This is a genomic window from Pseudomonas sp. B12(2026), assembly GCF_057767015.1.
On sequence record NZ_CM173430.1, the window covers coordinates 1,429,271 to 1,443,155 of the forward strand.

The 13,885-nt window shown below is 68.3% G+C and carries 12 protein-coding genes; 6 read left to right on the forward strand and 6 right to left on the reverse strand.

Translation table 11 applies throughout. From position 1 onward, the window contains the following. Window positions 1-81: 81 nt before the first annotated feature. Window positions 82-2,592 carry a glycerol-3-phosphate 1-O-acyltransferase PlsB gene (gene plsB / locus AC3B6A_RS06710; RefSeq protein ID WP_488401515.1) on the reverse strand — a complete coding sequence of 837 codons (2,511 nt, stop codon included), beginning with the start codon at window positions 2,590-2,592 and terminating at the stop codon, window positions 82-84. Window positions 2,593-2,759: 167 nt separating this feature from the next. On the opposite strand from plsB, the gene AC3B6A_RS06715 reads away from it, so the two are divergent. The 6 genes from AC3B6A_RS06715 to AC3B6A_RS06740 all read left to right on the forward strand — a co-directional run bounded on the left by AC3B6A_RS06715 (window position 2,760) and on the right by AC3B6A_RS06740 (window position 8,448). Then, window positions 2,760-3,230: a hypothetical protein gene (locus tag AC3B6A_RS06715; protein WP_488401516.1), complete on the forward strand. Its 471-nt coding sequence runs from the start codon at window positions 2,760-2,762 to the stop codon at window positions 3,228-3,230. A gap of 166 nt (window positions 3,231-3,396) precedes the next feature. Next, the gene (locus AC3B6A_RS06720; RefSeq protein ID WP_488401517.1) at window positions 3,397-4,320 is read left to right on the forward strand and encodes an ABC transporter ATP-binding protein; all 924 of its coding nucleotides are present in this window, start codon (window positions 3,397-3,399) and stop codon (window positions 4,318-4,320) included. Next, window positions 4,317-5,051 carry an ABC transporter permease subunit gene (locus AC3B6A_RS06725; RefSeq protein ID WP_488401518.1) on the forward strand — a complete coding sequence of 245 codons (735 nt, stop codon included), beginning with the start codon at window positions 4,317-4,319 and terminating at the stop codon, window positions 5,049-5,051. The genes AC3B6A_RS06720 and AC3B6A_RS06725 overlap by 4 nt, the downstream gene beginning before the upstream one ends. 10 nt (window positions 5,052-5,061) lie before the next feature. Beyond that, a complete protein-coding gene (locus tag AC3B6A_RS06730; protein WP_488401519.1) occupies window positions 5,062-6,888 on the forward strand; it encodes a GldG family protein in 1,827 nt (608 codons plus the stop codon). Between the two features lie 10 nt (window positions 6,889-6,898). Beyond that, window positions 6,899-7,870 carry a DUF4340 domain-containing protein gene (locus AC3B6A_RS06735; RefSeq protein ID WP_488401520.1) on the forward strand — a complete coding sequence of 324 codons (972 nt, stop codon included), beginning with the start codon at window positions 6,899-6,901 and terminating at the stop codon, window positions 7,868-7,870. A 368-nt stretch (window positions 7,871-8,238) separates the two neighbouring features. Next, window positions 8,239-8,448 carry a cold-shock protein gene (locus tag AC3B6A_RS06740; RefSeq protein WP_015476243.1) on the forward strand — a complete coding sequence of 70 codons (210 nt, stop codon included), beginning with the start codon at window positions 8,239-8,241 and terminating at the stop codon, window positions 8,446-8,448. Between the two features lie 65 nt (window positions 8,449-8,513). On the opposite strand, the gene AC3B6A_RS06745 is transcribed toward AC3B6A_RS06740, so the two are convergent. The 5 genes from AC3B6A_RS06745 to AC3B6A_RS06765 all read right to left on the reverse strand — a co-directional run bounded on the left by AC3B6A_RS06745 (window position 8,514) and on the right by AC3B6A_RS06765 (window position 13,814). Further along, window positions 8,514-8,885, reverse strand: a complete 372-nt coding sequence (locus AC3B6A_RS06745; protein ID WP_488401521.1) for a hypothetical protein — start codon at window positions 8,883-8,885, stop codon at window positions 8,514-8,516. A gap of 10 nt (window positions 8,886-8,895) precedes the next feature. Then, window positions 8,896-9,705 (reverse strand): putative RNA methyltransferase, encoded by an 810-nt coding sequence (locus AC3B6A_RS06750; protein WP_488401522.1) that lies wholly within the window; start codon window positions 9,703-9,705, stop codon window positions 8,896-8,898. Then, complete coding sequence (locus AC3B6A_RS06755) at window positions 9,705-9,884, reverse strand: hypothetical protein (RefSeq protein WP_488401523.1); 180 nt, start codon at window positions 9,882-9,884, stop codon at window positions 9,705-9,707. The genes AC3B6A_RS06750 and AC3B6A_RS06755 overlap by 1 nt, the downstream gene beginning before the upstream one ends. Continuing rightward, window positions 9,881-11,038: a succinyl-diaminopimelate desuccinylase gene (gene dapE / locus AC3B6A_RS06760; RefSeq protein ID WP_488401524.1), complete on the reverse strand. Its 1,158-nt coding sequence runs from the start codon at window positions 11,036-11,038 to the stop codon at window positions 9,881-9,883. Before dapE ends, AC3B6A_RS06755 begins: the two co-directional genes overlap by 4 nt. 178 nt (window positions 11,039-11,216) lie before the next feature. Further along, window positions 11,217-13,814, reverse strand: coding sequence for a glycosyltransferase (locus AC3B6A_RS06765; protein ID WP_488401525.1), 2,598 nt, complete (start codon window positions 13,812-13,814; stop codon window positions 11,217-11,219). Window positions 13,815-13,885 lie beyond the last annotated feature (71 nt).

Here is a 13,885-nt window from a genome sequence, read left to right on the forward strand (position 1 = left end):
GATCGATGTGAAGTTACGTCAAAAAACTATCGATCGCGGTCGGAGGCGTCAAGCTGTCGACGCCGTGCGCCGACGGGCGCGCTAGGCCTGCGGGGCGGGCGGCTGCTCGTCGGGGGCGGGCGCTTCCTGGCTGGGCCGCTCCAGCGCCACCTGGCGGATCGACAGGCGGATTTCCGCCGGCAGCACCCGCTTGGCCGCGCCTTCGGCCAGCTCGCCGAACAGCTCGTGGTAGCTCAGCCGGCCGTCCTCGTCCTTGCGCAGCACGCGCTCCTCCAGCAGCGTCTGGATGAAGTGGCGGAACAGGCTCTTGTCGAAGAACTCCGGGGCGTTCAGGCCCTGCAGGATCGACAGGCGCTGGGCCATGACGGTGCAGAGGTTTTCCAGCTCCTCGGCGGTGAGCTGCTTCTGCCCGGCGTTGAGCAGCAGGGAGACGGACATGTAGAAGCGCTGCAGGGTCTGGGCGATGGAGCGCGCCAGCAGGGTCAGCAGCACGTACTGCCGCGAGCTGGGCGCCGGCCGCACGTAGGTGTCGTTCTCGCGCTTGAGCAGGTCGCGCGCCACCAGGGCGTCGAGCCACTGGTCGACCACCGCGTCCAGTTCGTCGAGGCTCCAGCGGATGAACAGCTCGGCGCGCAGGTACGGGTACAGCGCGCGGGTGAAGCGCAGCAGCTGCTCGCGGCTGATCCGCGAGTTGTTCTGGAAGAAGCTGGCGATCAGCGCCGGCAGGGCGAAGATGTGCAGCACGTTGTTGCGGTAGTAGGTCATCAGCACCGCGTTCTGCTCGTCGAGGTAGCAGATGCGGCCGAGGGCGTCCTTCTGTTCGCTGAGCAGGTCCAGGCTCTTCACGTAGTCGATCTGCCGCTGGCCGTCGCCTTCGGGCAGGGTCGCGCTGGGCGAGTAGGGCACCTTGCGCAGCAGGTCGAGGTAGAGGTCGATCAGCCGCGCCAGGGCGGTTTCGTCCAGGGCCAGGCGGCTGCTGGAAAGCAGCGCCAGGGCGACCAGGTTGACCGGGTTGATCGCGGCGGCGTCGTTGAGGTGGCGGGCGACGTCGCGGGCCAGCAGGTTGGTGGTCGCCGACAGCCAGGCCGGGGGGGATTCCGGGCTCGCCTTCTGCTGGCGCCAGTCCGGCTGCTGCTGGTCGAGGAAGCGGTCGAGGTGGATGGGTTCGCCGAAGTTCACCCAGACCTGGCCGAAGCGCTGCTTCAGCGCGCCGATGACCTTGAACAGGTCGAAGATCGATTCCTTCTTCTTCGCCGCGCCGCGCAGCTCGCCCAGGTAGGTGCGGCCTTCGAGCACGCGCTCGTAGCCGATGTACACCGGGACGAAGACGATCGGCCGGCGCGAGTCGCGCAGGAAGCTGCGCAGGGTGATCGCCAGCATCCCGGTGCGCGGGTGCAGCATGCGCCCGGTGCGCGAGCGGCCGCCTTCGACGAAGTATTCGGTGGGGAAGCCGCGGCTGAACAGGGTGTGCAGGTATTCGTTGAACACCGCGGTGTAGAGCTGGTTGCCCTTGAAGCTGCGGCGCATGAAGAAGGCGCCGCCGCGGCGCAGGATCGAGCCGACGACGGGCATGTTGAGGTTGATCCCGGCGGCGATGTGCGGCGGGGTCAGGCCGTTGCGGAACAGCAGGTAGGACAGCAGCAGGTAGTCGATGTGGCTGCGGTGGCAGGGCACGTAGACGATCTCGTGGCCCTGGGCGACGTCCTGCACGCGCTCGATGTGGTTGACCTTCACGCCCTCGTAGAGCTTGTTCCAGAACCAGGTCAGGGTCACTTCGAGGAAGCGGATCACCGGGTAGGAGACGTCGGCGGCGATCTCGTTGGCGTAACGCAGCGCGGCGGCCTCGGCCTTCTCCTGGGAGATCTTCTGCGCCTCGCATTCCTCCTGGATCGCCTGGCGCACCAGCGGCGCGCGCAGCAGGCCCTTGACCAGGGTGCGGCGGTGGGAGAGGTCCGGGCCGATCACCGCGGTCTTCTGGTTGCGGAAGTGCACCCGCAGGATGCGCTGCACCATGCGCAGGGTGCGCGCGTGGCCCTTGTCCTGTTCCACCAGCTCGCGCAGCTGGATGGGTGCGGAGAACTGCACGCGGGTCTTGCGGCCGAGGATCAGGATGCGCGCCAGCTTGCGCAGGCGCCCGGTCACCGCCCAGTTGTCGGCGAACAGCAGCTTCCAGGCGCTCTTTTCGCTGTCGGGCGACTGCCCCCAGAACACGCTGACCGGAATGACCTGCGCATCGTCGATGCCGTTCTGGCCGATGGCGCCGAGCACCCGCACCAGCGCCGGCGGCGCGCCGCGCTTGTCCTGGCGGCCGAGCCAGTCGGGTTCCGGGGTCAGGTAGAAGTAGGCCGCGGGCTCGACGGACTCGCCGACGGCGACCGGCATCACCGGGCGCGGCAGGCCGGCCTTGCGGCATTCGGTGTCGACTACCGCGAGGTCGCTCACCGAGGGCTGCTGCAGGACGTAGAGGACCGGTTTGCTGCGGTCGATCTTCAGGCTGAAGGCCGACTGGTTGATGGTTTCCGAGCGCACCCAGAGGTACAGCAGGCGGCGCAGGGCACCGAAACCGAAGCGGCGGAACGGGTAACGAGGCATACAGGCCCTATGGCTGGCGAAAATAAAACGAGCGATTGCTCAGGGACGTTAGTTTGCCGGATCGGGTGGCGGGCGGCAAAGTCGCGGCCGCCCGGCCGATGCCGGGTGGCGGCGCGCTGGCAGGGCTATCCTGATGGATCAGGATGACAGCCGATGGAGGTGGTGCGATGCGTACAGTCACTTGGGGATGCTTGCTGGCGCTGGTCTGCGCGGCGCCGGCCGGGGCGCAGTCGGTGGTGCCGCTCAACGGCCAGAGCAGCCAGCAGATGCAGCAGGACATGGACTACTGCAACGGGGTCGCCGCCAATGCCGCGAGCAGCGCCAGCACGTCCTCCGACCCGAACGTCGGCGGGCGGGTGCGTGGCGCGGCGAAGGGCGCCGCGGCTGGGGCGGTGGCCGCCGGCGTGCGCGGGCAGCAGCATGAGGAGATCTACGACCGGGCCAGCGACGATGCCAAGCAGCAGTACCGGCAGAACCGCGCCGGTGAAGTCGCCGCCGCCGGCGCGGTGGTGGGCGGCTCGCGCCAGCGCCAGGACCGCCGCCAGGATCGCCGAGACCAGCAGGCCGCGCAGAGCTCGGCCAGCGCCAATGCCTACAGCAGCTGCCTGCAGGGACGCGGTTACCAGGTCAGCCCGTGACACCCCGAGGTCGCCCGCGAGAGCTCCGCATGAGGGCGGCGTGCCTGGCAATCTTTGGTAAGGCACGCCGCCTTGCATTGTCTGGCAGGGCCTTCCTATAGTCCCGCTGCCACCCGTCTCCCTCCAGCGTTGCCGCATACCGGGACGGGCGCACGGGGGAGAGTCCATGATCGAAATAAGCCGACTGACGAAACGCTTCGGCCCGCACACGGCGGTGGATGATTTGTCGTTCCGCGTGGCGCAGGGGGAGGTGCTGGGGTTCCTCGGGCCCAACGGCGCCGGCAAGTCCACCACCATGAAGATGCTCACCGGCTTCCTCGCGCCGACCTCCGGCACCGCGAGCATCCTCGGCCACGACATCCTCAGCCAGACGCTCAAGGCCCAGCGGCAGATCGGCTACCTGCCCGAAGGCGCGCCCTGCTACGGCGACATGCGGGTCCGCGCCTTCCTCGACTTCATCGCCGAGATCCGCGGCTTCCGCGGCGCGCAGAAGCGCGAGCGGGTCGGCCGGGTGGTCGAGCAGCTGGAGCTGGAGAACGTCCGCGAGCAGTCCATCGAAACCCTCTCCAAGGGCTTCAAGCGCCGCGTCGGCGTGGCCCAGGCGATCCTCCACGATCCGCGGGTGCTGATCCTCGACGAACCCACCGACGGCCTCGACCCGAACCAGAAGCACCAGGTGCGCGAGCTGATCCGCAACCTGGCCGCCGGGCGCATCATCGTCATCTCCACGCACATCCTCGAAGAGGTCACGGCGGTCTGCAGCCGCGCCGTGGTGATCGCCAACGGCCGGCTGCTGGCCGACGGCACGCCGCTGGAACTGGAGCGCCGCTCGCGCTACCACCAGGCGGTGACCCTGGTCGCCGAGGGCGCGCTGGACCGTGCCGCGCTGGCGGCGCTGCCGGGCGTCGCCGGGCTGGAGGAGAACGCCGTGGAAGGCAGCCTGACCGTGCTGGCGCAGCCGGGACAGGTGATCTTCCCGCAGGTCAGCGCGCTGATCGCCGAGCGCGGCTGGCACATCCGCGAGCTGGATGTCGAGCGTGGCCGCCTCGACGAGGTGTTCCGCAGCCTGACCCGGGGGGAAGCGGCATGAGGCAGGTGCCGGTGATCTTCCGGCGCGAGCTGGCGAGCTACTTCGCCACGCCGCTGGCCTACGTGTTCATCGTCATTTTCCTGGTGCTCTCGGGCGTCTTCACCTTCTACCTGGGCAATTTCTACGAGCGCAACCAGGCCGATCTGAACGCCTTCTTCAATTTCCACCCCTGGCTCTACCTGTTCCTGATCCCGGCCATCGCCATGCGCCTGTGGGCGGAGGAGCGCAAGTCGGGGACCATCGAGCTGCTGATGACCCTGCCGGTCAGCCGCGCCGAGGCGGTCACCGGCAAGTTCCTCGCCGCCTGGGGCTTCGCCGGGCTGGCGCTGCTGCTGACCTTCCCGATGGTGCTCAGCGTCAACTACCTGGGCGAGCCGGACAACGGCGCGATCCTCGCCGGCTACCTGGGCAGCTGGCTGCTGGCCGGGGCCTACCTGGCGATCGGCTCGTGCATGTCGGCGCTGGCGAAGAACCAGGTGATCGCCTTCATCCTCGCGGTGGTGGTGTGCTTCCTGTTCATCGCCAGCGGCTTCCCGCTGGTGCTCGACGCCTTCAGCGCCTGGGCGCCGCAGTGGCTGCTGGACGCGGTGGCCTCGCTGAGCTTCCTCACCCGCTTCGACGCCATCAGCAAGGGCGTGATCGACCTGCGCGACCTGCTGTACTTCGCCAGCCTGATCGCCGCCTGGCTGGCCGCCACCGCCGTGGTGGTCGACCTGAAGAAAGCCGACTGAGGACGCCCGGATGAAAAAGCTGATGGTTTCCGGGGCCGGACTGGTGGTGATCGCGCTGCTGTTCCTGGCCTTCAACCTGGTCTGCGGCCTGCTGATCACCGGCGCGCGGCTGGACCTGACGCAGCAGAAGCTCTACACCATTTCCGACGGGACCAGGCAGATCCTCGGCTCGCTCCGGGAGCCGGTGAACCTGTACTTCTTCTACTCCGACAAGGGCAGCCGCGACCTGGTGCCGCTGCGCAACTACGCCCGGCGCGTGGAGGAACTGCTCAAGGCCTACGAACGCCAGGCCGACGGCAAGATCCGCCTGCACCTGATCGACCCGCAGCCGTTCTCCGAGGAGGAGGACAAGGCCACCGGGTTCGGCCTGCAGGGCGTGCCGCTGCCGGGCAGCGGCGATGCGCTGTACTTCGGCCTGGCCGGCACCAACGCGCTGGACGATGTGCAGGTGATCCCGTTCTTCCAGCCGGACCAGGAACAGTTCCTCGAATATGACATCAGCCGCCTGATCCAGGGGCTGGCGCAGCCCCGGCGGCCGGTGGTGGGGCTGATCTCGACGCTGAACATGAACGGCGGCTTCGACCCGCAGACCCAGCAGCCCAGCTCGCCGTGGATGCTGCTGGAGGACGTGCGCCAGCAGTTCGACCTGAAGAGCCTGAAGGCGGACGTCGACCGCATTCCCGACGACGTCAGCGTGCTGATGCTGGTGCACCCCAGGCAGCTGCCGCAGCAGACGCTCTACGCCATCGACCAGTTCGTCCTGGGCGGCGGCAAGCTGCTGGTGTTCGTCGACCCCTACAGCGAGGCGGACAAGGCCTCGCCGCCGGCGATGCCGGAGGAGCCGGCGTCGGACCTCGGACCGCTGTTCAAGGCCTGGGGCGTGCAGCTGCTGCCGGACCAGGTGCTGGGCGACGCGACCTTCGCCATGAACATCAGCATGGGCGACGGACAGCGCACGGCGCACCATCCGGCCTGGCTGAGCCTGGATGCGCGCGCGCTGGACCCGAACGATGTCACCACCGCGGGGTTGGGCCGCATCACCCTGGCCACGGCCGGCATCCTCAAGCCGCTGACGGGGGCGACGACCCGCTTCACCCCGTTGCTGCAGAGCTCGACCCAGGCCATGCCGTTCGAGGCCCGGCGCTTCGTCACCCTGCTGGAGCCCGGCCAGCTGATGCGCGAGCTCACCCCCAGCGGCGAGCGCTACGCCCTCGCCGCGCGCATCCAGGGCCCGGCGCAGAGCGCCTTCCCGCAGGGCATCGAGGGCCGCAAGGACGGGCTCAAGCGCGCGGAGAGCATCAACGTGATCGCCGTGGCCGACACCGACCTGCTCACCGACCGCCTGTGGGTGCAGGTGCAGGACTTCTTCGGCGAGCGGGTGCCGCAGCCCTGGGCGGACAACGCCAACTTCGTGATCAACAGCCTGGACAACCTGTCCGGCTCCGATGCGCTGATCAGCGTGCGTTCGCGCGGCCGCTTCAGCCGGCCGTTCCTGGTGGTCGACGAACTGCAGCGCCAGGCCGAATCGCGCCTGCGCGAGCAGGAGGACGCGCTCAAGCAGCGCCTGGCCGGCACCGAGCAGAAGCTCGCGGCGCTGCAGAACCAGGACCCGGGCAAGGTCACCGAACTGACGCCGGAGCAGCAGCACGCCGTGCAGCAGTTCATCCAGGAGCGCACGCGCATCCGCAAGGAGCTGCGCGACGTGCAGTTCCAGCTCAACGTCGATATCGACGCCCTCGGCACGCGCCTGAAAGTCATCAACATCGCCCTGGTGCCGCTGCTGCTGACGCTCGGCGTGCTCGCCCTGTGGCTGTGGCGTCGCCGCCGGCGCGCCTGAGGAGGAATCCATGCAACGCAGGAGTCTGTTGCTGCTGGTGGTGCTGGCCGCTGTGCTCGGCGGCCTGTTCTTCTGGCTGCAGCGCGAGCCCGAACCGCTGCCGGTGCAGGACACCCGCTACCTGCCGGGGCTCGACCCGCGGCAGGTCAGCGGCGTGCGCATCGCGCGTCCCGGCCAGCCGGCGATCCAGGTGGCGCGCAAGGATGGCGGCTGGGTCATGCCGGCGAAGGAAAACTACCGGGCGGCGGGGCGGCTGATCGGCGACCTGCTGCATGAGCTGGCGCAGGCGCGCAAGGTCGAGCCCAAGACCCGCGACCCGGCCAACTTCGCCCGGCTCGGGCTGGCGGAGCAGGGCGAGGGCGCCGCCGTGCGCCTGACCCTGGAGCGGGCCTCCGGCGCGCCCATCGACCTGCTGCTGGGCAAGCGCGCGCAGCAGGGCGGCCGCCTGGTGCGCCTGCCGGGGGACAACCAGGTCTGGCTGATCGACCAGCCCCTCGACCTGCCGCCCGATGAGCTGGACTGGCTGGACCGGCGCGTCACCCGCATCGCCTTCGAGGACATCGCCGAAGTCTCGGTGCGCTACCCCCGGGGCGAGACCCTGACGGTCTATCGCGACAACCCCGGCGAGCCCAACCTGCGGGTGCGCCAACTGCCCAAGGGGGCGCGCCTGCCTTTCGAGACGGCGGCCAACGGCATGGCGCTGCCCTTCGGCGACCTGCTGTTCTACGAGGCCGCGCCGCTGGACCAGGTGCAGTTCAAGGACCCGCCGCAGTTGTCGCTGACGTTGAAGACGCTGGATGGTGCGCAGCTTTCGGCGCGCCTGCAGCGCCAGGGCGGCCAGCCGTGGCTGCTGCTGGACCGGATGGAGGGCTTCGCCGAGGGGCAGATCCTGGCGCGCGGCGACTGGGCCTATCGCATCGGGCAGGAGCAGGCCAGTGCGCTGGCGCGGCGTCTGGACGATTTGCAGGAGCGCAAACCCTGATCGGAAAACAGCCGCCGGGTGTTGCGAAATCGCCCGGAACTATCGTGCAAAGTTGTGATCCAGTCCAAGTTCGAAACACTTTCGTTACGCAGGGTAACGGGCACCAAAATGGCCCTCCAAGCCCCGAAAAATGGCACTTTGGCCTGATCGGTCATGGGGTCACGGAGTTGATGAAAAAGTGCTTTCCAGCTGTAACTTTTGATTTATATACTCGGGATCGCGGTCGCCTCCGGGCGTTATTCGAATTACCTTCCAACGCGGCTCACGCCCGGGTCGGATGATGAGGAAAACGCTCTGCCGGACGAGCCGTTGAAGTCCTCATTCCCGGGGGCCATCCAAAAATAATAGGCAAGTTGGAGAGTGTGGTAATGGCTGATCGTGAGGTCGGAACCGTCAAGTGGTTCAATGACGCCAAAGGTTATGGATTCATTCAACGCGATAGCGGTCCGGACGTTTTCGTTCACTACCGTGCCATTCGTGGCGATGGTCACCGCTCCCTGGTCGAAGGCCAGAAAGTGGAGTTCTCGGTGATCCAGGGTCAGAAAGGCCTCCAGGCGGAAGACGTCGCCAAGGTCTGAGCCCCCGAAAACAAAGGCCCGTCCAATGGACGGGCCTTTGTTTTAAAGCCTTGCGCAGGCCGGGTTCAGCCCGTGCGCCAGGTAATCTCCTCGACGCCCGCGGCAGTCACCTTCAGCCAGCGGTCCGCGTCCTCCTCGCCCTGATCCTCGCTCCAGCTGCCCGGCGCGCAGCGCACCTCCACGTCCAGCGCGGCGCAGGCGGCGCGGGCGCAGGCGACATCGTCGTCCCACGGGGTGGCGTCGCTGTCGAGGAACAGGCTGTGCCACTTGCCCACGGCCTTCGGCAGCCAGGTCACCGGGATGGCCCCGGCGGCGCACTTGAAGGTCTCGCCCTGGGCGCGCCATTCGGTGCAGGGGCCGAGCGCTTTTTCCAGCCAGGCGCCGACGGCGGCCTGGTCGGCATCCTTGATGTAGATCTCGATATCCGGTTGGCGCATGGCGTCCTCGTCAGGGGTCTTGGCGTTCCAGCCAGTCATAGCGTACCGCAACTGTCACTTCGAACGGCTCGGCGAGGATGCGCTCGCGCCGCTCGGGGTTGACCCGCCAGCCGTGGGGCGTCATCGCCAGCAGGTGCTCGCGGGCTTCGCGGGTGTGCAGCGGCAGCTTGAAGCTCAGTTGTTCGGTGTGCGCCGGCTTCAGTTCGTCGGGCAGGTCGGCGAGGTGCTTGTCCTCGACGTACTCGCGCACTTCGTCGTACAGGCGCTGGCGCAGTTCCAGCAGGTGATCGCGCGCCGGACCCAGGCGCAGCACGCCGCCGCCGGGAGTGAGCAGGCGCGCGGCTTCCTTCCAGTCGATCGGGCTGAACACGCTGGCCAGCAGCTGGCAGGAGGCATCGGCCAGCGGCACGCGGGCCATGCTGGCGACCATCCAGGTCAGCTGCGGGGCGCGTTTGCAGGCGCGTTTCACGGCCTCGCGGGAGATGTCCAGCGCATAGCCGTCGGCGTGCGGCAGGGCCTCACCCAGTTGCGCGGTGTAGTAGCCCTCGCCGCAGCCGATATCCAGCCAGCGGCCCGGTGCGCGCTCGGCGGCCAGCTCGGCCAGGCGCTTGGCCAGCGGCGCGTAGTGGCCGGCGCCGAGGAAGTGCCGGCGCGCCTCGACCATGGCGGCGTTGTCGCCCGGGTCGAGGCTCTTCTTGTGCTGCACCGGCAGCAGGTTCAGGTAGCCCTGGCGGGCGCGGTCGAAGCGGTGGCCGGTGGGGCAGGCCACGCCGTTGTCGACGTCGCCGAGAGCCTCGCGGCAGAGCGGACAGATCAGCATCATTTTTTCCCTGGCCCCAGCGGCTGCGGCAGGTCGTTGCGCAGCACGGTCGGCAGCGAGCGGCGGCGCTGGGCTATCTGGTACACGCGCAGGGCGTAGCGGCGCTCGGCGGCCGGCGCCGGCGGCGGGGTGTCGGGGCAGGTCGCGCCCAGGCAGAAGCCTTTGTTGGTTCCACTCATGCCAGCAGTCGCACCAGGGTCTGGTAGTAGATTTCGGTCAGCACATCGAGGTCGCTGGCCAGTACGCGTTCGTCCACCTGGTGGATGGTGGCGTTCACCGGGCCGAGTTCGACCACCTGGGTGCCCAGGGTGGCGATGAAGCGGCCGTCGGAGGTGCCGCCGGAGGTCGACGGGGTGGTCTCGCGGCCGGTCACGGCGCGGATCGCGGCGGCCACGCCATCGAGCAGCTCGCCCGGCTGGGTGAGGAACGGCAGGCCGGACAGCGCCCAGTCGATGTGCCAGTCCAGGCCGTGCTTGTCGAGGATGGCGGCGACGCGCTGCTGCAGGCCTTCCACGCTGGATTCGGTGGAGAAGCGGAAGTTGAACACCACCTTCAGCTCGCCCGGGATCACGTTGGTGGCGCCGGTGCCGCCGTTGATGTTGGAGATCTGGAAGCTGGTCGGCGGGAAGTAGTCGTTGCCGTGGTCCCAGTGCTCGGCGGCCAGTTCGGCCAGGGCCGGGGCGGCCAGGTGGATCGGGTTCTTCGCCAGGTGCGGGTAGGCCACGTGGCCCTGCTTGCCGCGCACGCTGAGGGTGGCGCCGAGCGAGCCGCGGCGGCCGTTCTTCACCACGTCGCCGACCAGCGTGGTGCTGGACGGTTCGCCGACGATGCACCAGTCCAGGCGCTCGTTGCGCGCCTTCAGGTGCTCGACGACGGCCTTGGTGCCGTGCTGGGCCGGACCTTCCTCGTCGCTGGTGATCAGGTAGGCGATGCTGCCGCGATGCTGCGGGTGGTCGGCGACGAAGCGCTCGGTGGCGATGATCATCGACGCCAGGCTGCCTTTCATGTCCGCCGCGCCGCGCCCGCAGAGCATGCCGTCGGCGTCGATCAGCGCGTCGAACGGCTGGTGCTGCCAGGCCTTCTCGGGGCCGGTGGGGACCACGTCGGTGTGGCCGGCGAAGCACAGCACCGGGCCATTGGCGCCGTCGCGGCCCTGGCGCAGGGCCCAGAAGTTGTCCACCTCCTCGATGCGCATGGGCTCCAGGGCGAAGCCGCAGGCGCCCAGGCGCTGCATCATCAGCTGCTGGCAGTCGGCATCGACCGGCGTGACGGAGGGACGGCGAATCAGCTCGCAGGCGAGGGCCAGTGTCGGCGAGAGGGACATGAGGGGCATCCTGGGGGTGGAACGGAAAAAGGCGCCCATCTTAAAGCAAAAACGCCGGCGTTTGGCCGGCGTTCTCGGCAGGGGACAAGCGGTGTCGGGCAACTTGTAGGAGCGAGCTTGCTCGCGAACCGCTTCACACCGGACCCACCGGAAAGAGCGTTCGCGAGCAAGCTCGCTCCTACAGGTATCAGCCGGCCGGGACGGTGCTGGGTTCCGGCGCCTCCTGCGGCCCCGGCGCCGAGGACAGCAGCGCCATCACCAGCGCGGCGACGTAGGGCAGGGACTGCACCAGCAGCATGGCCACCCAGAACATCATGTCGCGGCTCGGCACGCCCTGCACCAGCACGATGCCCAGCGCCGCGCCCCACAGCAGGAGCATGATGAACACTTCCTCCCGCGCCTCTGCCAGCGCCACCAGCACGCCGTGGTTGGAGGCCATCTTCGGCGTGCGGAAGAACGGGATGGTCTTGGTGAACGCCCCGTAGAGCACCGCCTTGGCGATGGTGTGCGACAGCGCCAGGCCCGCCACCGCCGCCTGGAACGAGCGCAGCAGGTTGACGCCCACGGCGCGGCGGTAGAGGAACATGATCTTGCCGAACTTGAAGAAGAACAGCGCCAGCGGCGGGATGGCGAAGATCAGCAGCGGCGGGTCGACCCGCTTGGGCACGATGATCATCGCCGAGGACCAGAGCAGCGCGCCGAGGGTGAAGAAGATGTTCATGCCGTCGGCGATCCACGGCAGCCAGCCGGCGATGAAGTGGTAGCGCTGGCCGCTGGTGAGCCGGCTGTCCTTGCCCTGGAACAGCGCGCGGGCGTGGCCCTTCATGATCTGGATGGCGCCGTAGGCCCAGCGGAAGCGCTGCTTCTTGTAGTCGATGAAGGTGTCGGGCATCAGGCCCTTGCCGAAGCTCTGGTGCGAGTAGGCGGCCGAATAGCCCTTCTCGAACACCCGCAGGCCCAGCTCGGCGTCCTCGCAGATGGTCCAGTCGGCCCATTTCAGCTCGTCCATCACGCTGCGGCGGATCATGGTCATGGTGCCGTGCTGGATGATCGCGTCGCGGTCGTTGCGGGTGACCATGCCGATGTGGAAGAAGCCTTTGTACTCGGCGTAGCAGAGCTTCTTGAACAGGTTTTCCTCGCCGTCGCGGTAGTCCTGCGGCGACTGCACCACGGCGATCTTCGGGTCGGCGAAGTGCGGCACCATGTGCTTGAGCCAGTTCGGCTCGACGCAGTAGTCGGCGTCGATCACCGCGACCACTTCGGCGTCCGGCGCGGTGTGCGGCAGGATGTAGTTCAGCGCGCCGCCCTTGAAGCCGGCCAGCGGCGCGACGTGGAAGAAGCGGAAGCGCGGGCCGAGCACCTCGCAGTAGTCGCGCACCGGCTCCCAGACGGCCGGGTCCTTGGTGTTGTTGTCGATGATCAGGACTTCGTAGTCCGGGTAATCGAGCTTGGCCAGGGCATCCAGGGTCTTCTTCAGCATCTCCGGCGGTTCGTTGTAGCAAGGTACGTGCACCGAGACCTTGGGCCGGTAGCCCAGGTCGGTCAGCACCGGCTCGAACGGCCGGCGGCGCTTGCGCACCCAGACGGTCTCGGCCAGCTCGTGGGCCTCGGTGAGCAGCACGATGAACACGCCCAGCGCGCCGATGCCCAGCAGGCCGCCGACGGTCAGGCTGAACCAGGTGCTGTATTGCTGGCTGTAGTCGTAGGCGATCCACACCAGCACCGAGCCGCCGGCGAAGGCGACCACCGAGAGGAAGGTCCGCCCGCGCTGGCGCAGGGCGCTGCCGTCGATCATCAGCAGGGTCAGGGCGAGCAGCGCCATCACCACCGAGGCCACCGCCAGGGCGCGCCACTGCGGGATGTTCACCACCGGCCCGGTGAAGTTGAACTTGGGCTGGCGCTGGGCGTTGTAGACGCCCCAGTAGGCGCCCACCGAGCCTTCGTCGCCGACCTTCCACGGCTGGTCGAAGGCTTCGACGACGAAGTAGTTGTAGCCCTTGCGGTTCAGCGCGTTGGTCAGCTGGCGCAGGTAGATGGCCTGGTCCGCCTGGGTGGCGTCGGCGCCGCCGCGCATGCGGCCGTTGCTCGGCCAGCCGACCTCGGCCAGCAGCAGCGGCTTGCGCGGGAACTTGGCGCGCAGCTCGCGGGCGCGGTCGAGGACGAACTGCACCGAGTCCTCCATCGGGGTGAATTCCCAGTAGGGCAGCACGTGGGCGGCGATCAGGTCGACGTGCCTGGCCAGCAGCGGGTACTTCTCGTAGATGTGCCACTGCTCGGCGGTGGTCACCGGCACCTTCACCGCCTTGCGCACGCGGTCGAGGTAGGCGGTCAACTGCTGGACCGTGACCTCGCGGCGGAACAGCGCCTCGTTACCGACGATCACCCGCACCACGCTGCGCGAGTTGTTGGCGATCTCGATGCCGCGCTCGATCTCGGCTTCGTTCTCGGCCTCGTCCGGGCCGATCCAGATGCCCAGGCTGACGCGCATGCCGAGCTCCTCGGCCACGCGCGGGATGTCCGCCAGCGAACCCTTCACCGAGTAGGTGCGGATGTTGTCGGTCTGCTTCGACAGCAGTTCCAGGTCCGAACGGATCTCGTCGTCGCTGGGGAACTGGTCCTTCTGCGGGTTCTGGTTCAGGCGGAAGGGCGAGAAGGAGAATCCGGAAATGCTTTCCGGCCAGTCGGGAACGCTGACGGGACGGTTGTACAGGGCCCAGAAGCCGGTGAAGAGCGCCGCGAGGGCGACGAACACCACCAGGTTGAGTCCGAACTTGGGTGCAGGCATGGTGCGATCGGGTTCCGAAGGGTGGAACGGGGAGGGGCCGGAGCGGCGGGCGCATCCTACCCCGCGCTCCG

What these genes read in the sequence shown, in the direction of transcription:
- AC3B6A_RS06735 (WP_488401520.1), top strand. Translation starts at nt 6,899, where the DNA reads ATGCAACGCAGGAGTCTGTTGCTGCTGGTGGTGCTGGCCGCTGTGCTC.
- dapE (WP_488401524.1), bottom strand. Translation starts at nt 11,038, where the DNA reads ATGCCCCTCATGTCCCTCTCGCCGACACTGGCCCTCGCCTGCGAGCTG.
- plsB (WP_488401515.1), bottom strand. Translation starts at nt 2,592, where the DNA reads ATGCCTCGTTACCCGTTCCGCCGCTTCGGTTTCGGTGCCCTGCGCCGC.
- AC3B6A_RS06730 (WP_488401519.1), top strand. Translation starts at nt 5,062, where the DNA reads ATGAAAAAGCTGATGGTTTCCGGGGCCGGACTGGTGGTGATCGCGCTG.
- AC3B6A_RS06725 (WP_488401518.1), top strand. Translation starts at nt 4,317, where the DNA reads ATGAGGCAGGTGCCGGTGATCTTCCGGCGCGAGCTGGCGAGCTACTTC.
- AC3B6A_RS06750 (WP_488401522.1), bottom strand. Translation starts at nt 9,705, where the DNA reads ATGCTGATCTGTCCGCTCTGCCGCGAGGCTCTCGGCGACGTCGACAAC.
- AC3B6A_RS06745 (WP_488401521.1), bottom strand. Translation starts at nt 8,885, where the DNA reads ATGCGCCAACCGGATATCGAGATCTACATCAAGGATGCCGACCAGGCC.
- AC3B6A_RS06765 (WP_488401525.1), bottom strand. Translation starts at nt 13,814, where the DNA reads ATGCCTGCACCCAAGTTCGGACTCAACCTGGTGGTGTTCGTCGCCCTC.
- AC3B6A_RS06755 (WP_488401523.1), bottom strand. Translation starts at nt 9,884, where the DNA reads ATGAGTGGAACCAACAAAGGCTTCTGCCTGGGCGCGACCTGCCCCGAC.
- AC3B6A_RS06720 (WP_488401517.1), top strand. Translation starts at nt 3,397, where the DNA reads ATGATCGAAATAAGCCGACTGACGAAACGCTTCGGCCCGCACACGGCG.
- AC3B6A_RS06715 (WP_488401516.1), top strand. Translation starts at nt 2,760, where the DNA reads ATGCGTACAGTCACTTGGGGATGCTTGCTGGCGCTGGTCTGCGCGGCG.
- AC3B6A_RS06740 (WP_015476243.1), top strand. Translation starts at nt 8,239, where the DNA reads ATGGCTGATCGTGAGGTCGGAACCGTCAAGTGGTTCAATGACGCCAAA.